The organism is Stutzerimonas kunmingensis (assembly GCF_021432085.1).
In the GTDB taxonomy this organism is placed as follows: domain Bacteria; phylum Pseudomonadota; class Gammaproteobacteria; order Pseudomonadales; family Pseudomonadaceae; genus Stutzerimonas.
This window is the reverse complement of sequence record NZ_CP090366.1, coordinates 4,495,856-4,522,697: the sequence shown is the minus strand read 5'-3', so window position 1 is coordinate 4,522,697 and position 26,842 is coordinate 4,495,856. Positions and strand designations below refer to the sequence as shown.

Sequence of the window (26,842 nt, the reverse complement as noted above, 5' to 3'; positions counted from 1 at the left end):
AAGTCGGTACACTGCGGTTTCGTGCGGCCCGCGCGGCGGGTTACAACTGAGGGAGCAGAACATGGGCAAGCGCCTTAGCGTATTGATCGCAGGCTGTGGCGACCTTGGCAGTCGTCTCGGTCTGCAACTGAGTCGGGATGGCTGGACGGTGTACGGCCTGCGGCGCAACGCCGCCCAGCTGGCAGTGCCGATCCTGCCGGTCAACGGCGACCTTTCCGAGCCGACCTGTCCGCGCTGCTGGCCCAACGGCTCGCTGGACTATCTGGTCTATGCCGCATCCGCCACCGAACATGACGAAGCCGGCTATCGCCAGGCCTATGTCGAAGGCCTGCGCAATGTGCTCGGTTGGTTACAGCAGCGCGGCCAGCGCCCTCGGCGGCTGCTGTTCGTTTCCAGCACCGGTGTGTACGCCCAGCGCGACGGCGAGTGGATCGACGAGGACTCGGCCACCGAGCCCGGCGGCTTCACCGGTCGGGTGATGCTGGAGGCCGAACAGCTGGCGCTCGACAGCGCCCTGCCGGTAACGCGGGTGCGTCTGGGTGGGCTGTACGACCCGAAGCGCCCCTGGCTGCAGAATCAGGTGCGCGCCGGTTTGCGTGTCGAGCGCGATCCGCCGCAGTACAGCAACCGCATCCATCGCGACGACGCCGCCGGGCTGCTGGCGTTTCTGCTGCAGAGCCACGCCAGTGGTGCTGCCCTGGAAGATTGCTATCTGGGCGTCGACGATGACCCGGCACCGTTGCACGAGGTGGTCGACTGGCTGCGCGAACGCCTGGGCGTCACCCACTGGGCCGAGCAGAGCATGACCCGCCGCGCCGGCAGCAAGCGCTGCAGCAATGCCCGCGCCCGTGCGCTGGGCTGGAAACCCAGGTATCCCAGCTATCGCGACGGTTACGCTTCGCTGGATCGCAATCGGCATTAGTGCAGCCCGTCGGTAATCGGGCAACTCTGGTGCGGCGCTGCTTACTAAAATCCTGACAGCACGCCGCACCGACAGAGGAGCAACAGCGAGGCAGCAAAGGAGAATCACCGAGACGGCGTTTCCGAAACCCGACAGGAGATTGTCCATGAGAGCCCTCCGCTGGCACGGCAAGCACGACATCCGCTGCGACAACCACGTCCCCGATCCCTCCATCGAAGACCCGCGCGACGCCATCATCAAGGTCAGTTCCTGCGCCATCTGCGGCTCCGACCTGCACCTCTATGACGGCTTCATGCCCGGCATGCAGCACGGCGACATCATGGGCCACGAGTTCATGGGCGAGGTGATGGCAGTCGGCTCGGCGAACAAGAAGCTCAAGGTCGGCGACCGCGTGGTGGTGCCGTTCACCATCGTCTGCGGCGAGTGTGACCAGTGCCGGCGCGGCAATTTCTCGGTGTGCGAGCGCACCAACCGCAACAAGGACATCGCCGACAAGGTCTTCGGCCACACCACTGCTGGTCTCTACGGCTACACCCACCTCACCGGCGGCTATGCCGGCGGCCAGGCCGAGTACGTGCGCGTGCCCTATGCCGATGTCGGCCCGGTGGTGATCCCCAACGGCCTGACGGACGAGCAGGTGCTGTTTCTCGGCGACATCCTGCCCACCGGCTGGCAGGCCGCGGCGCAGTGCGATATCCAGCCCACCGACACGGTGGCGGTATGGGGCGCCGGGCCGGTCGGCCAGTTCGCCATCCGCAGCGCGGTGATGATGGGTGCCGAGCAGGTCATCTGCATCGACAACGTGCCCGAGCGGCTGTCGATGGCCCGCGCAGGCGGCGCCATCACCATCAACTTCGACGAAGAGAGCGTGCTTGAACGGCTCAAGGAACTGACCCGCGGCAAGGGGCCGGAGAAGTGCATCGACTCGGTGGGCATGGAGGCGCACGCGGCGCGTTCGATCGATTCGATGTATGACCGCGCCAAGCAGGCGCTGATGCTCGAGAGCGACCGGCCGCACGTGTTGCGCGAGATGATCTACGTCTGCCGCCCGGCCGGCATCATTTCGATTCCCGGCGTCTACGGTGGTCTGATCGACAAGATTCCGTTCGGCGCGGCGATGAACAAGGGCCTGACCTTCCGCATGGGCCAGACCCACGTCAATCGCTGGACCGACGATCTGTTGCGGCGCATCCAGGAAGGCGAGATCGATCCGAGCTTCGTCATTACCCACTGCGTCAGCCTCGAGCAGGGTCCGGAGATGTACAAGACCTTCCGCGACAAGCATGACGGCTGTATCAAGGTGGTCCTCAAGCCATGAACCGGTCGCCGATCCCTAACGTAGGGATCGGCCGAGCCACGTTATCGAGCGAGGAGTCTTTATGAGCATTCCACGTCAAGTCACCCGGCCCAACCATTCCGCGCGCACGCTGGCGCGGGGGCTGGGCTGGTTCAGTATCGGTCTGGGCGTCGTCCAGTTGGTGGCGCCGCGGCAGGTCGCACGCTTTATCGGCATGCCCGGCAGCGACGGGCTGGTCCGCGCCTGCGGGCTGCGCGAGATCGCCACCGGTGTCGGCATCCTGCTGGCGGATGATCCGAAACCCTGGATCTACGGTCGTATCGGCGGCGATGCACTGGACCTGGCCGGTCTCGGCTGGAGCATCGAGCACGGCCACGAGCCGGCGAATGCGGCTATTGCCGCCGGCGCGGTGGCCGGCATTACTGCGCTGGACCTGAGCTGCGCCAAGGGTCTGGATGCCGAGCAGGTGCCGGTGGTCGAATGGGACTACAGAGACCGCAGCGGTTTCCCCGGCGGCACTGCGCAAATGCGTGGCAGCGTCGAGGCCGAGTTCGCCGCCGCGCGGGCCGAGCCCAACGGCTATTCGCCGTCGCTTCATTGAGCTGAAACCCAGGGTCGGCTGGGTATTGCCTGGTCGACTCTGAGCGCGACGATCCGCCGCATTTGCTATGGTGGCCGGCCGTTTCGGTCGCAGCCCTGTGCCGCGCCGCCAGTTTGCAGATGAGAGTCCATGTCTTCGGTCGTCAATGTCGTCCTGCCCGTCTTTGCGCTGATCCTGCTCGGTTACCTGTGCCGTCGTAGCGGGCGGATGGGGCCGACCGGCGCCTCCGAACTCAACCGTTTCGTGGTCTGGCTGGGCCTGCCGGCGCTGCTTTTCAGCGTCGTTGCCACCTCGACCTGGGAGCAGCTCTGGCAACCCGGCTTCATCGCCGCGTTCGCCATCGGCTGCCTCGGTGTGTTCACCTTCACTCTTGCGTATCGCATGTTGCAGAAGCAGCCGCTGGTCGACGCCAGCCTGGACGCGCTGGGTGCTTCCTACGCCAATACCGGCTATGTCGGGATTCCGCTGTGCATGCTGGTGCTGGGCGACGAGGCGCTGCAGCCGGCGATGGTCGCCTCGATCGTGGTGGTCTGTGTGCTGTTCGCCATCGCCCTGGCCTGCGTCGAGACCGGCCTGCATGCCGGGCAGGGCGTGTTGCGCACGCTGGGCAAAGTCAGTAGTGCGCTGGTACGCAATCCACTGGTGATCGCGCCGCTGCTCGGTGCGCTGTGGGCGGCGACTAGCCTGCAATTGCCGGTGCCGCTGGCGACATTGCTCAAGCTGCTGGGCGCGGCGGCGGCGCCCTGCGCACTGGTGTCGCTGGGGCTTTTCCTCGCCCAGCCACAGCCCGGAGGACGGGTGCAGGGGGTGTGGCCGCTGGTGGGGCTAAAACTGGTGGTGCAGCCGCTGATTACCTGGTATCTGGCTTTTCAGGTATTCGAGCTGCCGACGCTGTGGGCCTATTCGGCGTTGCTGCTCGCCGCGCTGCCGACCGGGACTGGCCCCTACATGCTTGCCGAATTCTATGGGCGCGAGGGCTCGCGGGTGTCGCGGGTGGTGCTGCTGTCGACGCTGGGCTCGCTGATCAGCCTGTCGCTGATCCTGGTGCTATTGCCGGTCTGATATGCGCGCTCACTTGCGCGTGGATAAGCCTGCGGCGTTATCCACCCTACGCCTGGCCGGTCGTAGGGTGGATGGCCACCCCGTGGAAAACCGCGAAGCGTTTCCACACGGGAACGTTCAGCTCGTCGCCCGCGTCACTTCCAGCACCACGGCAGCGATGCGATCGCACTGGGTGTAGGCCCCGCCAAGCAGCTCCTCGCCGAACACGTCCGGGTCGATCTCACGGTAGCCCCACTGCAGGTCGGTACGCTCCAGGCGCTGGCGCACTTCGGCCAGGAAGGGGTCCTGGTTGTCGATCATGGCGACCCCGGTGTACAGCAGCAGCGTGCCACCTGGCGCCAGCCGGCCCAGCGCCGCGTCGAGAATCGCCAGCGACAGGCCAGCCCCCAGCGGGCCGCCGCCGTGGCGGTAGGCGCGCTGATCGGCGTCGACCAGATAAGGCGGGTTGGCCAGGACCAGATCGAACTCGCCCTGCGCGTTGCTCAGCAGGTCACTGTGTTCGGCGCGCAGATTGTCCACACCAGCCAGTGCCGCATTGATGCGGGTCAGGCGCAGCGCTTGCGGGTTGATGTCCACCGCCAGCACTTCGGCTTGCGGCCGCGCCAGTGCGGTGAGAATCGCCCCGGCGCCCGAACCGCAGCCGATGTCCACCACGCGGCGGATCTCGCCGGCATGCTGATTCAGGTGATTGCAGATGGCGCTGGCGAAGCGGTAGGTGTCCGGGCCGAAGAACACCGCATCGCTGGCCTCGGTGGGAAAGGCCGAGTGCAGGAACAGCTGACCGTCGAGGCTGGACAGGCGCACCTTGGAGCGCCAGCGCGAGCCGTAGGGCTCCAGCACGTTGGCCTGATCCATGAGGCTGAACAGTGGCGGTGGCAGCAGTTCGTGCTGGAACGGGCGGCTCCAGCCGAAGACCCCTGGCAGGTCGTCGGCGAGCGCGTTTTCCGGGCGCTGATTGACCCGTTCATGGGTCAGCGGCGTGGGGGTGATGAAGTGATAGCCGCGATCGCGCAGGGCCTGGCCCAGGTGCAGCAGCGCGCGGTCCTGCGCATTGTCCATGGTCATCGTCGCTTTCCTTGGTGGTGCCTTCAGTTGAACAGTCCGTTGAACAGCCGCGTGGCCAGCAGGCCGGCGGCGCTGTGGTGACGCTGCGGTGCCAGCAGCGGCAGCAGCAGGCGCATGCGTGCGGCGCGATCGGGCAGACGTGCCACCTGCTGCTCGAGCAGCTGCAGCTCTTCATCGAAATCGTTGCCGCCGACCCGCTCTACGGGTTGCGGCATGGCGGGTGCCGAGGCGGCACGGCGCCCGTTGAACAGCGCCTGTCGCTGCAGCAAGGCGCCGCGTGGGCTGCGTTTGCTGTCGGCCTGCCAGTCGCCAGCGATCCAGTCATGGATCATCTGCTGCTCGTAAGCGCTGAAGACGCCGAACATCGGCGCCTGCTCGCCGGCGATCAGCTGCCAGAAGCGGCTTTCCTGCGGGTCATGGCCGCGCTTGATCCAGCCGCGCTTGTCCAGCACGGCGAGGAACTGCTCGACGTCCTCGGCCAGCCACTGGTTGACGGTGCGGCCTTCGAAGCGGCAGTAGTCCGAATGCACAAACTGGCCGACGGCAGCCTTCTTCTCGAAGATGCGTTGCACCTCGCGGGACAGATCGAAATCGCCGATGACCGAAACGGTGCTGGCGCCCAGATCGTTGAGCCGGTAGCCGTTGCGCACCCGTCGATAGAACTCCGCGCTGTCGCCGACCTGCGGCAAGGCATCCAGCACGCCCTGCACGGCTTTCTTGGCGTGGCCGTTGTCGGCGTTGTCGACGGTGACATGCAGGGTGAAGTAATAGGGATCGATGCCCAGCTCGGTCAGCTCGTAGGAGGTGATCAGCAGGTGCAGCGGTAACTGTTCGTAGCCCAGGTTGAAGCCGATCACTTCCGGCAGGAACTGCTCGGCATGCTCGGCCAGTGCCAGCTGGATGGCGCCCTGGACGAAGTGCTCGTCGTCCAGCTCCTGCCAGTCATCGCAGCCCTGGCTGGCCAGCAGCTTGCGGTAGAGCACCACATGGTTCTTCTCCGGCAGGCCTTCGCCGAGCTCTTCCAGATAGGTCTGGATCAGCGCGGTGAAGCGCGCATCGTCCCAGCGCTGCAGCAGGCCATAGAGCCAGGCACCATCGACCAGCTTGGTCGGTGCCACCCCGCGGAGGAAATGCAGAGCATGGGCCTTGCTGGCGAAATAGCGGCGCGGACCGCCGGCACGGCGCTGGTCCAGGTAAACCTGATACTGGCGACCGACCGTTTCGGTGCGCTGCATGACCCAGGCTTCCAGGCCGGCCGGGTCCTCCGGCAGGTCGGACGGCAGCGCAGCGGCGGCCTCGAGCTGCGCACGCAGGTACTCCGCAGCGCTATCGCGTGATTGCGCGTCGACCTCGCGGGCAAGGGCGAAGTACAGCGCCCGTGAGGGCTGATCCTGCGCTGGGTGAAGGGCAGGAGTGATCGGCAGGCTGCGAGAAGTCAGTTGCATGATTCTGTTCTATGGCAGTTCTAGTGCAGTTTTGGCTGCCGGGCCTGTGGTTTAGTTCAGCTGCACCGCTGAGCGGCCATCGGTCCAGAAAAGCGCCTTTACGCTGCAACTTCCGCCGCCACGTCTCCTCCCAATCGATAGAGCCACCCGGACAGGCCGGGGCGTGGCCACAGATACGCGAGGAGCAGCTGATGAGTCAGAACGACCAGGGTCGCGAGAGCATCGAGTCCATCGACCAGAGCGGCGATGCCCACGAGCAGAATCCGGAAACCACGTCCACCCAGGGCGAGGTCGCCGGTGGTGACGAAGCCGACGTACCCGGCGGCGCCTACAACGTGCCGCCGGGCCTGGCCGAGGAGGTGAGCGAAGAGGACGCCTCGCGCGAGTCGCAACGCAAGCCTTGATGTGAGCGCCGATGTCAGGCTCAGCCGGCACGCGGTCCGGCTGGCCTGCTGCTAATACCGCCGCTCGGCTTCAGGGTTTGGCGAAAAACTTGATGTCCGACGGGCGCTCGACCGGCAGGGTCTGCAGCGTCTCGCCGAGCTTTCCGCTGTCCGGATCGCGCCCGATCACTACCACGTCATCACTCAGCTGATTGGCGATCAGCAGGAAACGCCCGTCTGGAGCGATGGCAAATTCTCGTGGTTCGCGGCCTTCAGTGGGGCGGCGCTGGATTTCCCGCAGGGCGCCGTCGCTGTCGATGGCGAAGACGATGATGTGGTTGTAGTCGCCGCGGTCGCTGACATAGAGGAAACGGCCATCGGCCGAGGTGTGGATCGCCCCCGGTGAATGATGCACCTCGCTAGCGGCATCTTTCAGGTCCAGCAGTTGCCGGCGGATCAGGTTGCCGTTCGTGTAGTCGAAGCTCGCCACCTGGGCGCTCAGCTCGAGGGCGAGATAGGCGTGCTTGCCATTGGGGTGGAAGACCAGATGGCGCGGGCCGCTGCCCGCTGGCAGCTCGATGCTGGCGGGTTCGTCGGGTTGCAGGGGACGTTCGGCATTGCGCGGGTCGTAGCGGTAGACGAATACCCGATCGGCGCCCAGGTCGCTGACCAGCAGGCGCTTGTCGTCCGGGCTCGGTACGGCGGAGTGCACATGCGCGGCCTGCTGTCGCTCGGGGTGCACGCCGCTCGACTGATGCGCAAGAAGCTGCGTGACCGGCAACGGCTGGCCATCCTCGGCCAGCGGCATCACCGCCAGGCTGCCGCCCGGGTTCGGTCGCGCCCCGTAATTGCTGATGAACAGGTAGCGCCCGTCATGGCTGAGGCTGGCATGGGTCGGTTCGTCGCCCAGGCTGATGTTCTGCCCGATCAGCTGGTGCTCGCCGCTGCTGTCGAGTTGCCAGGCGCTGACACGACCGACCGGGTCGGCGTGCGTTGGGCTGTTCTCGTTGGTGGCATAGAGGCGCCCGCGCTGCTCGTCCAGCACCAGCCAGGAGGGATTGTGGCTGGCGAGGGTCTGCAGCGGTTGCGGGTCGATCCGACCTTTCACCGGGTCGAAGCGCAGGCGCAGAACGCCCGGGCTGTCGCTGTCGTGCGTGTAGCTGCCGATCAGGATGTGCATGTCGTCGGTCTCGGCTCGCGCGCCGGCAGACAGCGTCGCGCCGACCAGCACAGCGAGAGCGAGGCGAAGCAGTACGGGGCGTTTGGTCATTGATGTCATGCCACTATGACCACCGTGGGCGCCCAACGCTCCCGAAGACGTTGTTCGAACAATACCCGACTGTCAGGGTCTGATATGCACCTGGGCGGACGCCAGCCACCCGCGAATTCAGGAAGATTCATGGACCACTTGCTACCCGTTCAGCTCGTCGAATTGCAAAACGTCGCCGCCGATCTGGCTGAAACCGTCATTGCGCCGCTGGCGGCCGAGGTCGATGCCGACTGCCGCTGGCCCGCCCATTCGCTGCGCGCACTTGGCGACGCCGGGCTGCTCGGGCTGCAGGTGCCAAGCGAACTGGGCGGCCTGGGGCAGGGGCTGCTGGGCTTGTGCGTGATTACCGAAACCATCGCCCGCGCCTGCCCGTCGTCGGCGCTGTGCTACGGCATGCATTGCGTGGCGACCGCGGTGATCGCGGCCAAGGCCACCGAGCATCAGCGCGAACACTACCTGCGGGAGATCGCCGCGGGACAGCACATCACCACGCTGGCGCTCTCCGAGCGGGGCACCGGCGCGCATTTCTACCTGCCGGAAACCCGTCTGGATGCCGACGGCGAAGATTTCCTGGTCGACGGTACCAAGCAGTTCGTTACTAACGGCGACCATGCTGACTCCTACGTCGTGTCCACCGTCGCGGCGGGCGCCGAGGCGGGGGATTTCAGCTGCCTGATCGTCGACCAGGGCAGTGCCGGCATGAACTGGCTCGAGCCCTGGGCCGGCTTTGGCATGCGTGGCAATTCCTCGCGGCCGCTGCAGCTCGATCGCGTCCGGGTACCGGCGCGCAACCTGCTTGGCGAGCCGGGCGATCAGGTCTGGTACGTGTTCGAGGTGGTCGCGCCGTTCTTCCTCATGGCCATGGCCGGCACCTATCTGGGCGTTGCTCAGGCGGCGCTGGACGAGGCGAGCCTGCATCTGCGCTCGCGGCATTACAGCCATTCCGGCGAGTCGCTGCGGGATGTGGAAAGCCTGCAGATCCGCTATGGCGAACTCTGGACCGAGCTGGTCAAGACCCGCGCGCTGGTGCGCGAAGCCGCACGCCGGGGCGATGGCGCCCACCCCGAGGCGTTGTCGTTCATCCTGGCGTGCAAGGCCGATGCGGCGGAGACCGCAGTGCGCCTGGCCAACGAGGCTATGACTCTTTGCGGCGGTGCCGCCTATCGCGAGAACAGTCGTGTCGCCCGTCTGCTGCGTGACGCGCGGGCCGCGCACGTGATGACCCCCACCACCGGCCTGCTCAAGCTCTGGACCGGTCGCAGCCTGCTGGGGCTGCCGCTGCTATGAGCGAGCTGCTGCTCGATCAGATCGCGCTGCTGGAGGCAGGCGATGCCGCGTTGCGCGATCTGATCGACAGCTGGGCGACAGCCCACGGTCTGCAGGTGCGCAGCCTTGATCCAGGCGCGTTGCTGCCCGATGAGAACGAGCCGGCGCTGGTGCTGCTGGCGCCCGGACTGCAACGCCCGGTGGCGCAGGCCCGGCAGCTGCGCAGTCGCTGGAAGGCCACCGAGTTGCTGTTCCTCAGCGATGAGGCGGGCGTCGACTCGCTGCACCGCGAGCTGGGCCCGGCGCCGTTGCTCGGGCCTCACTGGTCGATCGTCACCCTCGGCGCCAGCGCGCTGGCGCAGCTTGATCAGGCCTTGGCCAGCGTGCGGCGGCGGGCGCGCCTGCGCACCACGTTGGCGCAGGCCAACGCGATGGTCGATGGCGGGCAGTTGAGCAAGCGTTCGTCACCCACGGCAGAGCTCTATCTGCATCATTTCATCGACGCGGCACGCGACGCCATCGTCGGTCTCGACCGCGCCGGGGCGGTGCTCTACTGGAGCGCCGGTGCTGCCGAGCTGTTCGGCCTGGGCCGTGGCGAGGTGCTACGCCGTGCGGCGAGCGGGCTGCCGTTCTGGAGCGCCGAGCTGAGCCAGGCCCTGACGCAGGTCCAGGATTGCGACACGACGCTGACCCTGCAGCATGAAGATGCGGCTAACGGGCGAACGCTGGAGATCGTCGTCGCCGCCGTGTGTTCTGCGGATGGCGCGGTGGTGGGTGCGGCGCTGACCTTGCGCGATGTCTCGGCGCTGGTCGCGGAGCGTCGCGCCAACGAGCTGCATGGTCGTCAGCTCAGCGAGGAGCGCGCCCACCTGCAACGGCTGTTCGACCAGGCGCCGGGCTTCATCGCCATCACCGAAGGGCCACAGCACGAGCTGAAGATCGCCAATCGCGCCTTCCACCAGCTGGTCGGCGCCCGCGAGCTGCTCGGGCGTCCGGCGCTCAAGGCGTTTCCGCAACTGGAAAGCCGCGCGCTCTCCGATTTGCTACAGCAGGTCTATGTCACCGGGCGGCCCTATATCGGCCGCGACATCGCCGTGCGCGTGCGCCCGCAGGCCGGCGGCAAGGCCGAGCGTCACTATGTGAATTTCATTTTCCAGCCGGTGTTCAGCGAGGACGAGCAGGTCAGCGGCATCTTCTGCCAGGGCCATGATGTCACCGCCCAGGTGCTGGCGCAGCAGGCGCTGCAGCGCTCCAGCGAGCAGCTGCAGGAGCTGGTCGAGGAGCGCACCCGCGAGCTGGAACTCAGCCGCCAGGCGCTGTATCAGTCGCAGAAGCTCGAAGCCATCGGCAAGCTCACCGGCGGCGTGGCACACGACTTCAACAACGTGCTGCAGGTGATCGCCGGCAATCTGCAATTGCTGCAGCCGCTGGTGGAGGCCAACCGCGGCGCGGCGAAGCGGGTCGATACGGCCAGCTCCGCCGTCGAGCGCGGTGCCAAGCTGGCGCGGCAACTGCTGGCCTTCGCCCGTCGGCAGCCGCTGCGCCCGCAGCCGACCAACCTTAGCCGGCTTTTGCGCGACCTCGACGAGCTGCTGCGCCAGGCGTTGGGCGAGCGCATCGAAATCGAAACCGTGGTGGCGGGCGGGCTGTGGACGACGATGGTCGACCCGAACCAGCTCGAACAGGTGGTGCTGAACCTGGCGATCAATGCCCGCGATGCCATGCCTGATGGGGGCAAGCTCACCCTGGAGCTGGGCAACGCCATGCTCGACGAGCACTACACCGGTACCCAGATCGACGTCGCGCCAGGGCAATACGTGTTGCTGGCGGTGTCGGACACAGGCGTTGGCATGCCCGCCAACATTATCGAACAGGCCTTCGAACCGTTCTTCACCACCAAGCCAGAAGGGCAGGGCACCGGGCTGGGGCTGAGCATGGCCTACGGCTTCGCCAAGCAGAGCGGCGGGCATATCCGCCTGTACAGCGAACCGGGCGCCGGCACGAGCGTAAAGCTCTACCTGCCGCGCACCGAGCAACCCGAGGTACAGGCGCAGCCATCCACCGTCGGGCCGGTTGTGGGCGGCAGCGAAACCATCCTGGTGGTCGAGGACGATCTGCCGGTGCAGGCCACGGTGATCGAGCTGCTCACCGGCCTCGGCTATTCGGTGCTGCGCGCCAACGATGCGCAGAGCGCCCTGAGCATCCTGCAGAGCGGCCTTTCCATCGACCTGCTGTTCACCGATGTGGTCATGCCGGGGCCGCTCAGCAGCACTGAACTGGCGCGCCAGGCTCGCGTGTTGCTGCCGGATATCGCCGTGCTGTTCACCTCCGGCTACACGCGCAATGCCATCGTGCATGGCGGGCGCCTCGATCCGGGCGTGGAGTTGCTGAGCAAGCCCTATCGGCAGGAAGACCTGGCGCGCAAGGTGCGCCAGTTGCTGGGCAAGCAGCACAGCGACGACAAACCCGTCGAGCAGCAGTGGGTGATGGTGGTGGAGGACCAGCCGCAACTGCTGGTGCTGGCCTGCGAGATGGTCGAGGAGCTGGGCTACCGCGCCTGCGGCTATCCGAATGCTGAAGCGGCCGCGCAGGGGCTGCACGAACAGCGCTTCGATCACCTGTTGCTGGACGTCAATCTGCCGGGCCGATTAGGCCCCGACTTCGCCGCCGATGCCTTGCGAACCCAGCCATGGTTGCGGCTGGTATTCGTCTCCGGTGAAGGGCGTATCGAAAGCAACCTGCCGGCGCGCTCGCTGCCCAAGCCGTTCAGCTTCGACCAGCTCGCCGAGATCCTGCAGGGGTAAGGGCCTCGCCGCGTGCCTGGGGGCGGGCGCCGCTGCGCGACAAGCCATGCAGGCCGATGGCGACGGGCGTCGCCAGGGCCAGCCAGCTCAGCCAATCGCCCGCGCCTTCGGACACCAGCCCGGCGATCAGCCCGAGCGTGGACAGCACGCCGATCAGCACCGGCCACAACCAGATGCGCATCATGAGCGTACCTCCGTCGTGCCGCGCTTGATCCACAGGTACAGGCCGCTGCCCAGCACGACGATGGTGAGGATATCCAGCAGCCCCCACAGGAACTTGAGCGGCAGGCCGCCGTAGTCACCGAAGTGCAACGGTTCTGAGAGCTGCAGCGCAGTGACGTACCAGGGCCGGGCCCCGGCTTCGAGCACTTCGCCATTGGCCGGGTCGACCAGCAGCGCCTGGGTCAGGCGGGAAGTCAGCGGCGTGTCGCCGCGCAGGATCACCGCGACGTGCTCCGGCGTGGCGCGCAGTGTGCCGGGGTAGGCAATCATCGACACCGCCATGTCCGGCGCCGCAGCCAGCACGCGATCGACCGCAGTCTGCAAGGTGCCATCAGCGGCAGGCGCATCACTGGCATCGGTGGCCAGCAGTACCCGCGTTTCACCGGCTTGCAGCGCGGCGACCTGTTCGGCCTGCCAGGCCTGGAAGATCAGATCCGCCCAGGTATTGATCACTCCGGTGAAGCCCACCGCCAGGGCCCACACCAGGGTGACGATGCCGAGCAGGTTGTGCAGGTCCAGCCAGCGGGTGCGCGGCGTGCGTTCCTGGCGCACCTCGCCGAAGCGCAGCTTGCGCATGAAGGGCGCGTAAAGCACCACGCCGGAGACGATCGCCACCATCAGCAGCAGCCCCATGAACCCGAGAAACAGCTTGCCGGCGAGCCCCGCGTAGAGGTCGACGTGCAGGCGGTACATCACGCTCATGAAGCCTTCGTCGAAGTTCGGCGCGCCGAGCACCTCGGCGGTGCGGGCATCGGAGAGGATCAGCGTCGATTCGCTTTCATCGGTGTCGACGCGGGTATCGAGCTTGACGTACCAGACGTCCGGTGCGTCTTCCTCGGCGAAGAAGTACAGCGGCACCAGACCGGGGTAGGCCTTCACAGCTTCGGCCGCAACCCGGTCGACCGCAGCGCGCGGCGTGCCCTCGGGCATCGCCGGCGCCTCGATCTCGTTGCCGGTGAGGTGATCGATCTCGTGGGAGAAGATCAGCGGCAGGCCGGTCAGGCACAGCATCAGGATGAACAGCGTAGAGACGAGACTGGACCACTTGTGGACCCAGCCCCACCGCCGCAGGGTGACTGCCTGCATCAGAAGTCGACCGTAGCGCTGACCGAGAGCGTGCGCGGGGCGCCGAGGACGAGGTAGTTGGAGCCCGGATAGCCCCCGGTCGAGGCCCAGTAATCGCGGCCGGTGGCGTTGTCGAGCCCGGCCCGAAGCGTGACGTCACGGTCTTCGATGGTCATGCGATAGCGTGCGCCCAGATCCAGGCGGGTCCACGATGGCAGGCGGAGGTCGTTGCTGGCGCTGGCGTACTGCTTGCCGGTATGCACAACCTGGCTGGTCAGCGTCAGCCCCTGCATACCGGGCACGTCCCATTCGCCGCCGAGGTTGGCCTGCAGCTTGGGAACGCCGATGGCATCGTTGCCGTCGTTGGCGCCGTTGAGCGTCTTCCTCTGCTCGGCATCCAGCAGAGTGACGCCACCCAGCAGACGCACGCCGTAGACGGGCTCGCCGAACACCGACAGTTCTATGCCGCGGTTGCGTTGCTCCCCGCCTTCGCGGAAGACCTGATTTTCAACAATACCGAAGGGCCGCTCGGTACTAAACACCGCAATGCTGCCACCCAGATTGCCGCCATCGTACTTGAGGCCGATTTCGGTCTGCTTGGCGACGTAAGGCGCCAAGGTATCGGAATTCAGCACGGGGCGGCCGCCGGATGTCGCAGGGGCCGTTTCACCCTTGGTCAAACCTTCGATGTAGTTGGCGTAGATCGAAAGTTCGTCAGTCAGCATGTACACGATCCCGGCGACCGGGGTGATTTCATGGTCGTCGTACTGGCCGCTGCGATTACCGGTCTGCGAGGAATAACTCTTGGTTTCGATACCCTGCCAGCGCGCGCCAAGCGTGACCAGCAGACGGTCATCCATGAAGCCCAGCGTGTCGGCTAGAGCCATGCTTTTGGTATGGATGCGCTCTGTTACGTGTGGATCAGACAGGTCTCCACCATCGTAGGTAACGGTTGTGGGCAGTGCCGCGTCGAACGAGTCGTATAGGTTACCCGCGACAGGAGCGTAGAACTGGTTGGCCCCTTTCTCCTGCGAATCGAAGATGGCCGCCGATGTCACGAGCTGATGTGAGACCGCTCCGGTCTGAAGGCGCATACGCAAGCCGGCTTCGCTGGTAAAGATGCTGTCTTCGCGGTAATTGTCGAAGCGCGACGCCGTGGTCGTACCAGAGGCTGTAGCCCGAGGGTTGGCCAGGCGATTTTGCTCTTCACCCTCCCGCACACCAGCGGCCAGCCAGCCCGTTACTGCATCGGTGAAGTCGTATTCGGCGCGGAAGGTGCCAAACGTCTGTTTCTCTTTCGAATAGGTCCAGGGTTGCGCGAAATTATCGTCAGCATCTGGAGCGCTGGGCAGGCCACCGTTGGGAGTCACGCTGGGGCGTGGATTGTCGATGAAGTGATACTGGTGGCCGATGTCTGCCGACAAGCGCAGGCGGTCACCCTGGTAGTCCAGACCCAGCGCGAACATGTCCAGCGTCTGGTCTTCTTCATCAACGCCTGTCTCGCCGGCGCGCTTGGCTGCGTTAAGACGAACACCGAACTGGTTCTGCTCACCGAAGCGGCGACCCAGGTCCGCGGCAACCGTGCCCTGGCCGCCGGAGCTGGCGCCAAATGTCATGCGCGTCAGGGGCTCGTTCGGCGCACGCTTGGGCAGCAGATTGATAGCACCGCCAAGGCCGGTCCCACCCGGTGCGGCGCCATTGAGAAAGGCGCTTGCACCACGGAATACCTCCGCGCGCTCGATGAACTCCGCGGCCACATACTGGCGCGGCAGCAGACCGTAGAGTCCGTTGTAGGAAATATCATCGGAATACAGCGGGAATCCGCGCACGACGTACAGCTCCTGCATGTTGCCGAAGCCACGCGCCACGCGCACCGAAGGATCGTTCTGCACGATGTCGGACACGCTGCGCGCCTGCTGATCCTGGATCAGCTGCGAGGTATAGGACGTCGAGGTGAACGGCGTTTCCATGTAGTCGCGATTGCCGAGAATCCCTACTCGCCCACCACGCGCAACCTGTTCGCCGGCGTAGGGTTGCGTCAGGCCATCGGCCGAGGCGTCGGCGCTGGCGGTGATTTCCACCGATTGCAGTTCGACCGGCTCGGCGGCAGTGCCTTGAGATTGATCTTCGAGTTGCTCCTGAGCCATGAGCGGCGAGCCAGCGAAGCTGGCGGCAAGGCAAACGGGCAGCAGTGCGGTTTTACGCGGGAAGCGAAGAGTGGGCATACGGACCTGACCGGACGTTGAGCTGTGAGGGTGGCGGATGACGGCGCGGCGGGTAGTTGAGAGCCTGTGCCATCTGAGAGCCACTATCATATTTCAATGCTAACAATTCGCAACCGTATTCCGCCCGATGGAGCCGCGGTGTGCTCGCGCGCCGCCGGCGCAGGGCGTCTGGCATGCGGGCCGCGCCTGCGTAGAAAAAACTGATTGGGTCTGTCGATTCTGGAAGTCGCCGAACGACTAGTTGGTGAACCCCGTTCACCCGATCAGAGGAGAAGGACATGAACAGCCAGAACAGCCAGGACGAGAGCGCCATTCGCCAGCTGCACAAAACGTTTGAACAGGCCACCAAGGCCAAGGATCTCGACCGGATCATGGCGCAGTACGCCGACGACGTAGTCGCCTTCGATGCGGTCGGCGCACTGCAATTCAAGGGCGTTGAGGAATACCGGGCGCACTGGCAGCGCTGCTTCGAGTTCTGCCAGGGCGAAGGTTTCTTCGAGACCCATGAACTGCATGTGGATGTCGGCGGCGAGCTGGCCTGCAGCCGCATGCTTACCCATTGTGGCGGACCCAATGCCGAAGGCGAGATGCAAACGGCCTGGATGCGCGGCACGCGGGTCTGGGCGCGGCGCAACGGTGAGTGGAAGGTGATCCACGAGCACTTTTCGATGCCTTTCGACATGCAGACCGGCCAGGTATGCATGGATCAGACACCATCGCAGCAACAGACCGGTTGAGGCTGGCCCGCGGTGTTCGTCGCGCGATCGGGCGAGGTCGTTCAATGGCTGCTAGCTTTGCTGCGTTGCCGGCAGACGGAGCCCCGCCATGAACTACCTGTGCCTGATTTATTACGATGAACAGCGTGTGGATGCGATGACCGACGAACAGTGGCATGCGCTGGTCGCGCGTTGCGTGAGTTGCGGCGAAGAGTTGCGCGCCAGTGGCCACATGCTCGCCGGCGAACCGCTGCAGTCGGTGCGCACCGCGCGCACGGTGCGCGTGCGTGATGGCGTCACCTCGGTGGTCGACGGCCCCTTCGCCGAAACCCGCGAGCAGCTGGCGGGCTTCTACCTGATCGAGGCGGCGGACCAGCAGGAGGCCGAGGCCATCGCGGCGAAGATTCCGCCGGCCAGCCTTGGCTGCGTTGAGGTCCGGCCGTTGCGCCAGCTGCCGCAGCGCTGAGCATGCCGCTGACCGGACATTTCACGGCGGCGCGGGTCGAGGCGGTCTATCGCAGCGAGTCGCGGCGCGTGTTGGCCACGCTGATCCGTCTGCTGGGCGACTTCGATCGCGCCGAAGAGGCCTTGCATGACGCCTTTGCCGCGGCCCTGCAGCAGTGGCCGCGCGATGGGATTCCGGACAATCCGCGTGCCTGGCTGGTTTCCGCCGGCCGCTTCAAGGCCATCGATGCTCTGCGCCGCCGGGCGCGCTTCGATGCCTCGTTGCGGCTGCTGGCCGAACAACTGGAAGACGCGGCGCAGGCAGTGGAGGTCGATGAGATGGAAGACGACCGTCTGCGGCTGATCTTCACCTGCTGCCACCCGGCCCTGCCGGCCGATGGCCGCGTGGCGCTGACCCTGCGTGAAGTCTGCGACCTGACCACCGAGGAGATTGCCCGTGCCTTTCTCGCTCCACCGGCCACCATTGCCCAGCGCATCGTGCGCGCCAAGGCGAAGATCCGTGACGCCCGGTTGCCGTATCGGGTGCCCGAGCGCGACGAGCTGTCGGCGCGGCTGGAGAGCGTGCTGCGGGTGGTCTATCTGGTATTCAACGAGGGCTACACCGCATCGGCCGGCGCCGAGCTGACCCGCGCCGACCTCTGTGCCGAGGCGATTCGCCTGGGCCGACTGCTCCTCGAACTGCTGCCCAACGCCGAGGTGATGGGGCTGCTGGCGTTGATGCTGCTGCACGATGCCCGCCGGGTTGCGCGTACCGATGCTACCGGTGAGCTGGTGCGGCTGGATGAGCAGGACCGCAGCCTGTGGAACCGTCAGCAGATTGCCGAAGGATCGCAGTTGGTGCAGCTGGCGTTGACCAGTCGCGCGTTCGGCGCCTACGCGCTGCAGGCCGCCATCGTCGCGGTGCATGCCGAGGCGCCGAGCGCCGCGCAGACCGACTGGCCGCAGATCGTCCGGCTCTACGATGTGCTGCTGCAGTTGAGCCCGTCGTCGGTGGTGGAACTGAACCGCGCGGTGGCCGTGGCCATGCGCGACGGGCCCGAGGCCGGCCTGCTGTTGGTGGATGAACTCCTCGGGCACGGTGATCTGCAGGACTACCACCTCAGCCACGCCACCCGTGCCGATCTGTTGCGCCGGCTGGCGCGTATCGACGAGGCCCGCGAGGCCTATCGCAGCGCGCTGCGCCTGGTGCAGTTGGAGCCCGAACGGCGTTTCCTGCAGCGGCAGCTGGATGAGTTGGGCGACTGACCGTACCCAGAAACCTTTTGTGGGAGCGGTCTCGACCGCGAAAGGCGACCGGTGCGCTGATCCCATGCTCTAGCCCGCCGGGCGGCGGCACAAAAGCTTCGCGGCCAAGGTTGCCCTGAGGTTTGTTCGGGGGGCGAGCTGGATGCTGATGTTCAATGCCGCTAAGCCTTGAAGGGCCTGGCGACAAAGCCTGCGGGTCAGCTGCGGTGCGGCGTTCGAGGCGCTCGTTGCACGTTGCGCGGGGACCTCTGCCGGAAGTTCTGCAGCTCGGCCAACTGCTCAGCTATCCGTGCTGCCCGCCGGCAAATAGTCGCTGCGGCTCAGGCCGTGGCGCTGCATCTTCTCGTTGAGGGTGCGCCGTGGCAGCTGCAGCTGGGTCATGACCTCGGTGATGTTGCCTTTGCACTGCTGCAGGGCGTTGTGCAGGCATTGCGCCTCGAAGGCTTCCATCTGCTCGGCCAGCGACTGGCCGCCGCTGCTCGCCGGGGCCGGCGCGCTGAGGCCGAGGGCGTGGCGTTCGGCGGCGTTGATCAGCTCGCGCACGTTGCCCGGCCAGTCATGGGCGAGCAGTTGCGTCAGCTCGCCAGGCGTCATCGGTGGTGCGGCGCGGCCGTGGCGCTGGGCGGCCTGGCTGGCGAAGTGTTCGAACAGCAGCGGAATGTCCTCGCGGCGCTCGCGCAATGGCGGAATATGCAGCTCGGCGACGTTCAGCCGGTACAGCAGGTCCTCGCGGAAGCGGCCGCCGCGCACCTCTTCCAGCAGGTCCGGCTTGGCCGCGCTGATCACCCGCAGGTCGACCTCGATGCTGCGGTTTGAACCCAGGCGTTCCAGGGTCTTTTCCTGCAGCACGCGCAGCAGCTTGACCTGCTGGGCCAGCGGCATGCTTTCAATCTCGTCGAGGAACAGCGTGCCGCCGGCGGCGTGTTCGATGCGGCCGATGCGTTTGCCCTGAGCGCCGGTGAAGGCGCCGCTCTCGTGGCCGAACAGCTCGCTCTCGAAGATGGTTTCCGGGATCGCTGCGCAGTTCAGCGCCACGAACGGCCCGCCGGCGCGCGGGCTGAAGTCATGCAGGCAGCGCGCGACCTGTTCCTTGCCGCTGCCGGTCTCGCCGCGGATCAGCACGTTGACGTCGGTACCGGCCAGCTCCAGCACCTGCCGGCGCAGGTTGACCATCGCCCGTGATACGCCGAGCAGCTGCGATTCGATACGCCCCTTGCGGGCGAACTGCTCGCGCAGCTGGCGGTTCTCGCAGACCAGCCGGCGCTTGTCCATGGCACGGCGCACGCTGTCGAGCAGGCGTTCCGGGGTGAAGGGTTTTTCGATGAAGTCGTAGGCGCCCTGACGCAGCGCCTGCACCGCCATTGGCACGTCGCCGTGCCCGGTGACCATGATCACCGGCAGGTCGGTGTCCAGCGCCACCAGCTGTTCGAGTAGGCCGAGGCCGTCGAGATCGGGCATGCGCACGTCGCTGATCAGCACACCAGGAAAATCGCGATCCAGAGCCGTCAGCGCCTCGCGGGCGCGGGAGAAGGTGCGCACCTGGAAGCCGGACAGCTCCAGCCACTGCTGCACGGCCTGGCGGATCGCCGCCTCGTCGTCGATGAAGATTACCTGCCCGCTCATTGCCTGCTCCTCGCGGTCGCGTCGCGGCAGTTTACTCGGCGGCGCGCTCTTCGGCAGCCGGCAGCGTCAGAGTGAACACCGCGCCGTGCTCGTCGTTGCTGACTTCCAGCGTACCGCCCATCTCACGGACGATGCCGTAGGACACCGCCAGCCCGAGACCGAGGCCCTGGCCGACCGGCTTGGTGGTGAAGAAGGGCTCGAACACCTGATCCAGATGTTCGCTGGCAATACCGCCGCCGTTGTCGCCCACGCTGAGCTGCCAGCGGTCACCGTTGAGCTGACAGAGGATGCGCAGGCGTCGCTGCGGGCGCTCGGCCATGGCATCCAGCGCGTTGTGCAGCAGATTGATCAGCACCTGCTCGAGGCGGATGGCGTCGCCGCTGACCGCAGCCTCGGCCGGTACCTGGCGGAATACCTCGACCTGCTCGCTGCGAATGCGCGGCGAGAGCAGCTGCAGGGCCTGCTCCAGCACCTCGGCCAGGCTCAGACGCTGGCGCAGCCCGGCCGGGCTCTTGCGAGCGAAGGTCTTCAGGTGGCCGGTCAACGCCGCCATGCGTTCGAGCAGGCCTTCGACATGCCCGAGGCCTTCGCGCACCTCGCCGTCGCGGCCGCTGTCGAGCAGCAGGCGCAGGCTGGCGAGCTGCATGCGCAATGCGGTCAGCGGCTGGTTGATCTCGTGGGCGAGGGCGGCGGACATCTGCCCGAGGGCGGCCATGCGCGCCGCATGCACCAGTTCGTCCTGGGCGGTGTGTAGCTCACGGGTGCGCTCGTGCACCAGGCGCTCCAGCTCGCTGCGGCTGCGCTGTTCGACGCGGCGGGTCTTGCCGCGTTGCGCCAGGTATAGCAGCAGAAAGGCCAGGGTCATCCACACGCCAGCCGCGGCCAGGCGATAGCTGCGCACGCTGGCGACCACCATCTGTGGGTCGTGCAGCAGGTGCAGGGTCCAGTCGTCTTCCGGCAGCGCCAGGCGTTGCCAGAGGTATTCGCGGCGGCCGTCCGGGCCATCCACCAGGCGTCGCTCGCTGCCCTCGGCGAGTTGCTGCACGCGGCTGCTCGGCAGCGGCTGCAGCGTCTGTTCGGCATAGCGCCGGGCATCGACCAGGCGGCTGCGGACCTCGTCGCTGAGCGGGCGCAGATAGCGGAAGCGCCAGGCCGGGCGGTTGGTGAGGATGACGATATCGAGCGAGTCGGCGATCAGCAGGATGCCCGGCTGGCCGACCCAGTCGCGCTGCATCTCTTCCAGCTCGAGCTTGACCACCAGCACGCCGAGCACCTCGCCGGCGGCATTCTTCACCGAGCTGGAGAGAAAGTAGCCGGGAATGCCGGTGGTGACGCCGACGGCGAAATAGCGCCCGCTGTCGTTGCTCACCGCATCGCGGAAATACGGGCGGAAGGCGTAGTTGTTGCCGACGAAGCTGCTCCAGTCGCGCCAGTTGCTGGCGGCGATGGTCTCGCCGTCGCGGTCGAGCAGGTACAGCACCGAGGAGCCGGCTGCGTGGTTCTGCTGTTCCAGGCGCTGGTTGAGCTGGCGGCGCAGCGCGCGGTTGCCCGGTTCGGCGAGCAGCGCCTGGATGTCGCTGTCCAGCGCCAGTAGGGCCGGCACCGAGCGGAAGCGTTCGACCTGGGTGTGGATCGCCTGGGCATAGAGTTCCAGCTGCCCCTGCGCTTCCTGGGCTCGCTCGGCCCAGGCGCGCTGCTCGGCCAGGCGCCCGGCCCAGTACATGCTCAGCAGCAGGCCGATGAGGATCAGCGCAACGATCAGGGTTACCCGCAGGCGGTTGGACAGTGCTGACATGACGGCGCTCGCGACAGGACGCGACGATGGTAAGCGATAGTCGGCAGTGGTGGCGCATTGGCGAGCCTCGGGATAGCACCAAAGTCTTGATCTATCCCAATGGAGGCATAGTGCCATCATCACTATACTGCGGGGAGTTACCATCAGCTCAGCAGGGATCGCTAGTACGGAACGGCCAGCCGCTCCAGTCGAGGTCCGCCTTGCTCAGAAAAATCCTTGTCAGCCAACTCCGCTTCGGCATGTACGTCCATGGGCTGGACGGCAGCTGGTTCGATCATTCCTTCTGGCGCAGCAAATTCTTGCTCACAGACCCCGCCGACCTGCAGGCGCTGCGCAGCAGCGGCGTCAAGGCGCTGTGGATCGATACGGGCAAGGGCGTCGATGTCGAAACGGCAACGCCCCCGGCCGCCGAGTCTCCACAGCTGGTCTCCGACGCCGTGCCAGTTGCGCCTCGGCCGACCGCCGCGTCGGTCCAGCAATGCAACGTTCAGGAAGAAATGCAGCGCGCCGCGCAGTTGCTCAAGCGTTCCAAGCAGCAGGTGACCTCGCTGTTCAACGAGGCGCGCCTGGGCAAGGCCGTCGACCCGCAGCAGTGCCTGCCACTGGTCGAGCAGATTTCCGCATCCCTGGCGCGCAACGGTTCGGCATTGCTCAGCCTGGCGCGGCTGAAGACCAAGGACGAGTACACCTACATGCATTCGGTGGCGGTCTGCGCGCTGATGGTCGCGCTGGGCCGGCAGCTGGGCCTGAGCGAACAGGAAGTCCAGGAAGCCGGCTTTGCCGGGCTGCTGCACGACATCGGCAAGATGGCCATGCCGCTGGATGTGCTGAACAAGCCGGGCAAGCTCAGCGACGACGAATACGCCGTCATGCGCAGCCACCCCGAGCGTGGTCACGCGATCCTGCTCGGCGCGGGAGCGGCCGTGTCCGAGGCGGTTCTGGATGTCTGCCTGCATCATCACGAGAAGATGGACGGCACCGGCTATCCGCATCGGCTGGCCGGCGAGCAGATCAGCCGGCTGGCGCGCATGGGCGCGATCTGCGACGTGTATGACGCCATCACCTCGGATCGCCCGTACAAAACCGCCTGGGACGCTTCGGGCTCGCTGGCGCGCATGGCGCAGTGGCAGGGGCACTTCGATACCCAGATCCTGCATGCCTTCGTGCGCACGGTGGGCATCTACCCGTTGGGCTCGTTGGTACGGCTGCAGTCCGGGCGGCTCGGCGTGGTCATCGAACACAACGCGCAGCAGCTGACGGCGCCGCGCCTGAAACTGTTCTATTCCACCCGCGCCCGCGCGACGATCGTGCCGGTGGAGCTGGACCTCTCCAGCCCGCAATGCAGCGACCGCATCGTCGGCCGCGAAGACCCCGCCGCCTGGGGCTTCAGCAATCTGGATGCGCTCTGGACCTAAATTGGCGGTCGTAAGCGGGGGGCGATGCGACTAGAATGTCGCCCCCCGAATGCGATTCGCCCGGCGAGTCGCTCAGAGAAGAGTTCGTAATGCCCATGACCTGGCTGCCTAGTCCGCCATAGCGCTGCGCCCCCTCGCGTCACTTTGCGACTGCCTGTCATGGGGTGGTCGTGCGCTGCTGTCCGTGCGTTTCGTCGACTGACAGCCGAATCAATCACACCAAAAATCTCGTCTTGTATCGCTGCCGGCCGTCCGTGGCCTGCATGGTGGTGCTTTTGCTCTGGATAGTCCGATGCTGCAATCGATCAAACAAAACTGGTTCTCCAACATCCGCGGCGATGTGCTGTCCGGCCTCGTCGTCGCGTTGGCGCTGATTCCCGAAGCCATCGCCTTCTCCATCATCGCCGGGGTCGATCCGCGGGTCGGCCTCTACGCCTCCTTCTGTATCGCCGTGGTGATCGCCTTCGTCGGCGGCCGCCCGGGGATGATCTCTGCCGCCACCGGCGCCATGGCGCTGCTGATGGTGACGCTGGTGCGCGAGCACGGCCTGCAGTACCTGCTGGCGGCGACGCTGCTCTGCGGCCTGTTGCAGATCGGCGCCGGCTACCTGCGCCTGGGTTCGCTGATGCGCTTCGTCTCGCGTTCGGTGGTCACCGGCTTCGTCAACGCGCTGGCCATCCTCATTTTCATGGCGCAGCTGCCGGAGCTGACGGACGTCACCTGGCACGTCTACGCCATGACCGCCGCGGGCCTCGGCATCATCTACCTGTTCCCCTATGTGCCGAAGCTCGGCAAGGTCATCCCGTCGCCACTGGTGTGCATTCTCTCGATGACGGCGGTGGCCATGTATTTCGGTCTGGATATCCGCACCGTCGCCGACATGGGTGACCTGCCCGACACCCTGCCGGTCTTTCTCTGGCCGGAAGTGCCGCTGACCTTCGAAACCCTGGCGATCATCTTCCCGTATTCCGCCGCGCTGGCCGTGGTCGGCCTGCTGGAATCGCTGATGACCGCGACCATCGTCGACGACCTCACCGACACCGGCAGCGACAAGAACCGCGAATGCAAAGGGCAGGGCGTTTCCAATATCGTCTCCGGCCTGTTCGGCGGCATGGCCGGCTGCGCGATGATCGGCCAGTCGGTGATCAACGTGAAATCCGGCGGCCGCACGCGCCTGTCGACGTTGATCGCCGGCGTGGTGCTGTTGCTGATGGTGGTGTTCCTCAGCGACTGGGTCGGGCAGATCCCCATGGCTGCGCTGGTGGCGGTGATGATCATGGTATCGATCGGCACCTTCAGCTGGGATTCGCTGCGCAACCCCAAGCGCTATCCGCTTTCCACCAACATCGTCATGGTCGTCACCGTGGTGGTGGTGGTCTTCACCCACAACCTGGCCTACGGTGTTCTGGCGGGTGTGCTGCTGGCGGCGATGTTCTTTGCCAACAAGGTCGGCCACTACCTGCACATCGGTTCGGAGTTGGATGCCGCCGGCAATCAGCGCACCTACAAGGTGATCGGGCAGGTATTCTTCAGCTCATCGGACAAATTCACCGGTGCGTTCGATTTCAAGGAAGCGCTCGGCAAGGTCACCATCGATCTGTCCCGCGCACATTTCTGGGACATCACTGCTGTGGCGGCGCTGGACAAAGTGGTCATCAAGTTCCGCCGCGAAGGCACCGAGGTGGAAGTGCTGGGCCTGAACGAAGCCAGCGCCACCATCGTCGACCGCTTCGGTGTGCATGACAAACCCGAGGCCATCGACAAGCTCATGAGCCACTGACCAGGAGAACAACAATGACCCACGTAATGGCTTGTATCGACGGATCACCGCAGGCAGCGGCGGTTTGCGACTATTCGGCCTGGGCCAGCAAGCGCCTGGATGCACCCCTGACGCTGCTGCATGTGCTCGATCGCCAGCAGTATCCGGTGTCGGGCGATCTGAGCGGCATCATCGGCCTCGGCAGCCGCGAGTTTCTCCTGCAGGAGCTGGCGACGCTGGACGAGAAGCGCGCCAAGCTGGCGCTGGAGGAGGGCCGCATGATGCTCGATGCCGCCCGTCAGCGGGCGATCTCCGCCGGCGTCGCCGAGCCCGAGTGCCGTCAGCGTCACGGTGATTTGGTCGAGTCCCTGCGTGATCTGCAGGACGAAACGCGCCTGCTGGTCATCGGTCGTCAGGGCGAGGACAGCGGCGATGCCATCCAGCACATCGGCAGCCAGCTGGAAAACGTCATCCGCACCATGCAGCGGCCGATCCTGGTCGCGCCCGGCGACTTCAGCGCACCGCAAAGCGTGATGCTCGCCTTCGACGGTAGCGCCACCAGCCGCAAGGGCGTGGAAATGCTCGCCGGCAGCCCGCTGTTCAAGGGCATGCCGATTCATCTGGTAATGGTCGCGGCCGACACCGCCGACAATCAGGCCCAGCTGGAAAATGCCCGCGGCGTGCTGACCGCCGCCGGTTTCAACGTGGAAATCGCCATCCGCGCCGGTGAAGTCGAGCCGACCCTGCATGCCTATCAGGCCGAGCACGGTATCGACCTGCTGGTGATGGGCGCCTACGGCCACTCGCGCATTCGCCAGTTCTTCGTCGGCAGCACCACCACCAACATGATCAGCACCACCTCCACGCCGCTGCTGTTGCTGCGCTGATCACCATCCGCTGCGCGCCCGTCCCGGGTGCGGCAGCGGTCAGCTGTAAAGATCCGCCCGGCTCCAGGGCAGTTCGTGTGAGCCATCCGCCAGCGGCTTGCTGGCGAGGATCTGGTGCAGGTTGATCCAGTTGTGGCGGAAGCCGTAGGCGCAACCGGCCAGATAGAGGCGCCAGATGCGCAACGCGCGCTCGGGAACCATCCGTTTTGCCTGCTCCAGCTGCGCTTCCAGCCGCTCACTCCAGAATTCCAGCGTACGCGCGTAGTGCAGGCGCAGGCTTTCCACGTCGACGATTTCCAGCCCGGCATCGCTGATGCAGCTGCTGATGTTCACCAGGTGCGGCAGCTCGCCGTGGGGGAATACGTAGCGGTTGATGAACTCGCCGGCGCCATGTCCGACCGGGCGGCCGTCGATGTGTCGGGCGGTGATGCCGTGGTTCATCACCAGCCCGCCGGGGCGCACGGCGTCAAACAGGCGCTGGCAGTACAGCGGCAGGTTGGCGTGGCCGACATGCTCGAACATGCCGACGCTGACCACCTTGTCGAAGCGGCCATCCTGCGGCAGATCGCGGTAGTCCATCAGCTCCAGAGTGATCTGCTTTGCTAGGCCTTCCTCGGCCACCCGTTCGCGAGCCAGTTCGAGCTGCTCGCGGCTCAAGGTGATGCCGAACACCTTCGCGCCAAACTCGCGTGCGGCATAGCGAGCCAGGCCGCCCCAGCCGCAGCCGACATCCAGCAGGCGCTCGCCAGGCTTGAGCCGCAATTTGCGGCATAGGTGGCGCAGCTTGGCCTGCTGCGCCTGTTCCAGATCCTCGCTGCCGGTTTCGAAATAGGCGCAGGAATAGACCATGTCCCTATCCAGCCAGAGCCGATAGAAATCGTTGGACAGGTCGTAGTGATAGGAAATGGCTTCGGCGTCGGTCGCCTTGTCATGCGCCTCGCGCGAAGGCAGCGGAAAATCGTCCTGGCCCAGCGCCCTTGTGATCACATCGCCGATCCGAATGACCTCCCCCACTGGCCCAAGCAGGTCGATCTGCCCCTCGACGTAGGCCGCGCCGAGCACGTCCAGGCTCGGCTGCCTCAGTCGGGTAACAAGGCTGGGGTCCTTGATCACCAGCGTGACGCAGGGAGTAGGGCCGATCTCGATCTCGTTGCCATCCCATAGCTGCAGCTTCAACGGCAGGGCGAGTTCTTTAAGGGCCGGTAGCAAGGTTGCCAACATGCTCGATCTCCTTTTCAGTGCACGAAGAAAATCCTAGACCATCAAACGGCAACCGGTAGGCTATGGTGATGATAGTTTCGCGCTATGGT

The 26,842-nt window shown here is 65.9% G+C and carries 22 protein-coding genes; 13 read left to right on the top strand and 9 right to left on the bottom strand.

Annotated elements, in window-relative coordinates; translation table 11 throughout:
• Positions 1–61: 61 nt before the first annotated feature.
• The 4 genes from LW136_RS21625 (at position 62) to LW136_RS21610 (ending at position 3,882) form a co-directional block, all read left to right on the top strand.
• Entirely contained in the window at positions 62–922 is an 861-nt protein-coding gene (locus LW136_RS21625; protein WP_234174149.1) for an SDR family oxidoreductase, read from the top strand.
• A gap of 145 nt (positions 923–1,067) precedes the next feature.
• Positions 1,068–2,240, top strand: a complete 1,173-nt coding sequence (locus tag LW136_RS21620) for a zinc-dependent alcohol dehydrogenase (RefSeq protein ID WP_234174148.1) — start codon at positions 1,068–1,070, stop codon at positions 2,238–2,240.
• Positions 2,241–2,301: 61 nt separating this feature from the next.
• On the top strand, positions 2,302–2,820 hold the full coding sequence (locus LW136_RS21615) for a transcriptional regulator (protein ID WP_234174147.1): 519 nt from the start codon (positions 2,302–2,304) through the stop codon (positions 2,818–2,820).
• Positions 2,821–2,949: 129 nt separating this feature from the next.
• Positions 2,950–3,882, top strand: coding sequence for an AEC family transporter (locus LW136_RS21610; protein ID WP_234174146.1), 933 nt, complete (start codon positions 2,950–2,952; stop codon positions 3,880–3,882).
• Between the two features lie 117 nt (positions 3,883–3,999).
• Here the strand turns inward: LW136_RS21610 and LW136_RS21605 are convergent, their stop codons facing one another.
• Positions 4,000–4,947 carry a methyltransferase gene (locus LW136_RS21605; protein ID WP_234174144.1) on the bottom strand — a complete coding sequence of 316 codons (948 nt, stop codon included), beginning with the start codon at positions 4,945–4,947 and terminating at the stop codon, positions 4,000–4,002.
• 23 nt (positions 4,948–4,970) lie between these two features.
• Positions 4,971–6,392: an iron-containing redox enzyme family protein gene (locus LW136_RS21600; RefSeq protein ID WP_234174135.1), complete on the bottom strand. Its 1,422-nt coding sequence runs from the start codon at positions 6,390–6,392 to the stop codon at positions 4,971–4,973.
• A 191-nt stretch (positions 6,393–6,583) separates the two neighbouring features.
• Here LW136_RS21600 and LW136_RS21595 point away from each other — a divergent pair, with 191 nt between their 5' ends.
• Positions 6,584–6,796 (top strand): hypothetical protein, encoded by a 213-nt coding sequence (locus LW136_RS21595; RefSeq protein ID WP_014822075.1) that lies wholly within the window; start codon positions 6,584–6,586, stop codon positions 6,794–6,796.
• 70 nt (positions 6,797–6,866) lie between these two features.
• Here the strand turns inward: LW136_RS21595 and LW136_RS21590 are convergent, their stop codons facing one another.
• Positions 6,867–8,054, bottom strand: coding sequence for a lactonase family protein (locus LW136_RS21590; RefSeq protein ID WP_234174133.1), 1,188 nt, complete (start codon positions 8,052–8,054; stop codon positions 6,867–6,869).
• Between the two features lie 120 nt (positions 8,055–8,174).
• Between LW136_RS21590 and LW136_RS21585 the strand changes: the two genes are divergently transcribed.
• Complete coding sequence (locus LW136_RS21585) at positions 8,175–9,332, top strand: acyl-CoA dehydrogenase family protein (protein ID WP_041015420.1); 1,158 nt, start codon at positions 8,175–8,177, stop codon at positions 9,330–9,332.
• Complete coding sequence (locus LW136_RS21580; protein ID WP_234174132.1) at positions 9,329–12,115, top strand: response regulator; 2,787 nt, start codon at positions 9,329–9,331, stop codon at positions 12,113–12,115. The genes LW136_RS21585 and LW136_RS21580 overlap by 4 nt, the downstream gene beginning before the upstream one ends.
• Here the strand turns inward: LW136_RS21580 and LW136_RS21575 are convergent.
• The 3 genes from LW136_RS21575 to LW136_RS21565 are packed head-to-tail and all read right to left on the bottom strand — an operon-like array spanning position 12,078 to position 15,627.
• Positions 12,078–12,299: a hypothetical protein gene (locus LW136_RS21575; protein ID WP_014822071.1), complete on the bottom strand. Its 222-nt coding sequence runs from the start codon at positions 12,297–12,299 to the stop codon at positions 12,078–12,080. The two genes, LW136_RS21580 and LW136_RS21575, sit on opposite strands and share 38 nt — an antisense overlap.
• On the bottom strand, positions 12,296–13,423 hold the full coding sequence (locus tag LW136_RS21570) for a PepSY-associated TM helix domain-containing protein (RefSeq protein ID WP_234174131.1): 1,128 nt from the start codon (positions 13,421–13,423) through the stop codon (positions 12,296–12,298). Before LW136_RS21570 ends, LW136_RS21575 begins: the two co-directional genes overlap by 4 nt.
• Entirely contained in the window at positions 13,423–15,627 is a 2,205-nt protein-coding gene (locus LW136_RS21565; protein ID WP_046618111.1) for a TonB-dependent receptor, read from the bottom strand. Before LW136_RS21565 ends, LW136_RS21570 begins: the two co-directional genes overlap by 1 nt.
• 278 nt (positions 15,628–15,905) lie before the next feature.
• On the opposite strand from LW136_RS21565, the gene LW136_RS21560 reads away from it, so the two are divergent.
• The 3 genes from LW136_RS21560 to LW136_RS21550 all read left to right on the top strand — a co-directional run bounded on the left by LW136_RS21560 (position 15,906) and on the right by LW136_RS21550 (position 18,053).
• On the top strand, positions 15,906–16,364 hold the full coding sequence (locus tag LW136_RS21560) for a YybH family protein (RefSeq protein WP_046618110.1): 459 nt from the start codon (positions 15,906–15,908) through the stop codon (positions 16,362–16,364).
• Between the two features lie 88 nt (positions 16,365–16,452).
• The gene (locus tag LW136_RS21555) at positions 16,453–16,809 is read left to right on the top strand and encodes a YciI family protein (RefSeq protein WP_023444787.1); all 357 of its coding nucleotides are present in this window, start codon (positions 16,453–16,455) and stop codon (positions 16,807–16,809) included.
• A 2-nt stretch (positions 16,810–16,811) separates the two neighbouring features.
• The gene (locus LW136_RS21550; RefSeq protein WP_234174130.1) at positions 16,812–18,053 is read left to right on the top strand and encodes an RNA polymerase sigma factor; all 1,242 of its coding nucleotides are present in this window, start codon (positions 16,812–16,814) and stop codon (positions 18,051–18,053) included.
• 279 nt (positions 18,054–18,332) lie between these two features.
• Here the strand turns inward: LW136_RS21550 and LW136_RS21545 are convergent, their stop codons facing one another.
• Positions 18,333–19,676 carry a sigma-54-dependent transcriptional regulator gene (locus LW136_RS21545; RefSeq protein ID WP_234174129.1) on the bottom strand — a complete coding sequence of 448 codons (1,344 nt, stop codon included), beginning with the start codon at positions 19,674–19,676 and terminating at the stop codon, positions 18,333–18,335.
• 31 nt (positions 19,677–19,707) lie between these two features.
• The gene (locus LW136_RS21540) at positions 19,708–21,471 is read right to left on the bottom strand and encodes a sensor histidine kinase (protein WP_234174128.1); all 1,764 of its coding nucleotides are present in this window, start codon (positions 21,469–21,471) and stop codon (positions 19,708–19,710) included.
• Positions 21,472–21,671: 200 nt separating this feature from the next.
• Here LW136_RS21540 and LW136_RS21535 point away from each other — a divergent pair, with 200 nt between their 5' ends.
• The 3 genes from LW136_RS21535 (at position 21,672) to LW136_RS21525 (ending at position 25,532) form a co-directional block, all read left to right on the top strand.
• Positions 21,672–22,886, top strand: coding sequence for a cyclic di-GMP phosphodiesterase (locus LW136_RS21535; RefSeq protein ID WP_234174127.1), 1,215 nt, complete (start codon positions 21,672–21,674; stop codon positions 22,884–22,886).
• Between the two features lie 292 nt (positions 22,887–23,178).
• Entirely contained in the window at positions 23,179–24,666 is a 1,488-nt protein-coding gene (locus LW136_RS21530; RefSeq protein ID WP_234174125.1) for a SulP family inorganic anion transporter, read from the top strand.
• Positions 24,667–24,680: 14 nt separating this feature from the next.
• Entirely contained in the window at positions 24,681–25,532 is an 852-nt protein-coding gene (locus LW136_RS21525; RefSeq protein WP_234174124.1) for a universal stress protein, read from the top strand.
• A gap of 39 nt (positions 25,533–25,571) precedes the next feature.
• Here LW136_RS21525 and cfaB read toward each other — a convergent pair whose 3' ends face one another.
• Complete coding sequence (gene cfaB, locus LW136_RS21520; RefSeq protein WP_041015408.1) at positions 25,572–26,753, bottom strand: C17 cyclopropane fatty acid synthase CfaB; 1,182 nt, start codon at positions 26,751–26,753, stop codon at positions 25,572–25,574.
• Between the last annotated feature and the right edge of the window lie 89 nt (positions 26,754–26,842).

Excerpts from the sequence above, each read along its gene's own strand:
- LW136_RS21625 (WP_234174149.1), top strand. The coding sequence starts at position 62 with ATGGGCAAGCGCCTTAGCGTATTGATCGCAGGCTGTGGCGACCTTGGC.
- LW136_RS21620 (WP_234174148.1), top strand. The coding sequence starts at position 1,068 with ATGAGAGCCCTCCGCTGGCACGGCAAGCACGACATCCGCTGCGACAAC.
- LW136_RS21615 (WP_234174147.1), top strand. The coding sequence starts at position 2,302 with ATGAGCATTCCACGTCAAGTCACCCGGCCCAACCATTCCGCGCGCACG.
- LW136_RS21610 (WP_234174146.1), top strand. The coding sequence starts at position 2,950 with ATGTCTTCGGTCGTCAATGTCGTCCTGCCCGTCTTTGCGCTGATCCTG.
- LW136_RS21605 (WP_234174144.1), bottom strand. The coding sequence starts at position 4,947 with ATGACCATGGACAATGCGCAGGACCGCGCGCTGCTGCACCTGGGCCAG.
- LW136_RS21600 (WP_234174135.1), bottom strand. The coding sequence starts at position 6,392 with ATGCAACTGACTTCTCGCAGCCTGCCGATCACTCCTGCCCTTCACCCA.
- LW136_RS21595 (WP_014822075.1), top strand. The coding sequence starts at position 6,584 with ATGAGTCAGAACGACCAGGGTCGCGAGAGCATCGAGTCCATCGACCAG.
- LW136_RS21590 (WP_234174133.1), bottom strand. The coding sequence starts at position 8,054 with ATGACATCAATGACCAAACGCCCCGTACTGCTTCGCCTCGCTCTCGCT.
- LW136_RS21585 (WP_041015420.1), top strand. The coding sequence starts at position 8,175 with ATGGACCACTTGCTACCCGTTCAGCTCGTCGAATTGCAAAACGTCGCC.
- LW136_RS21580 (WP_234174132.1), top strand. The coding sequence starts at position 9,329 with ATGAGCGAGCTGCTGCTCGATCAGATCGCGCTGCTGGAGGCAGGCGAT.
- LW136_RS21575 (WP_014822071.1), bottom strand. The coding sequence starts at position 12,299 with ATGATGCGCATCTGGTTGTGGCCGGTGCTGATCGGCGTGCTGTCCACG.
- LW136_RS21570 (WP_234174131.1), bottom strand. The coding sequence starts at position 13,423 with ATGCAGGCAGTCACCCTGCGGCGGTGGGGCTGGGTCCACAAGTGGTCC.
- LW136_RS21565 (WP_046618111.1), bottom strand. The coding sequence starts at position 15,627 with ATGCCCACTCTTCGCTTCCCGCGTAAAACCGCACTGCTGCCCGTTTGC.
- LW136_RS21560 (WP_046618110.1), top strand. The coding sequence starts at position 15,906 with ATGAACAGCCAGAACAGCCAGGACGAGAGCGCCATTCGCCAGCTGCAC.
- LW136_RS21555 (WP_023444787.1), top strand. The coding sequence starts at position 16,453 with ATGAACTACCTGTGCCTGATTTATTACGATGAACAGCGTGTGGATGCG.
- LW136_RS21550 (WP_234174130.1), top strand. The coding sequence starts at position 16,812 with ATGCCGCTGACCGGACATTTCACGGCGGCGCGGGTCGAGGCGGTCTAT.
- LW136_RS21545 (WP_234174129.1), bottom strand. The coding sequence starts at position 19,676 with ATGAGCGGGCAGGTAATCTTCATCGACGACGAGGCGGCGATCCGCCAG.
- LW136_RS21540 (WP_234174128.1), bottom strand. The coding sequence starts at position 21,471 with ATGTCAGCACTGTCCAACCGCCTGCGGGTAACCCTGATCGTTGCGCTG.
- LW136_RS21530 (WP_234174125.1), top strand. The coding sequence starts at position 23,179 with ATGCTGCAATCGATCAAACAAAACTGGTTCTCCAACATCCGCGGCGAT.
- LW136_RS21525 (WP_234174124.1), top strand. The coding sequence starts at position 24,681 with ATGACCCACGTAATGGCTTGTATCGACGGATCACCGCAGGCAGCGGCG.
- cfaB (WP_041015408.1), bottom strand. The coding sequence starts at position 26,753 with ATGTTGGCAACCTTGCTACCGGCCCTTAAAGAACTCGCCCTGCCGTTG.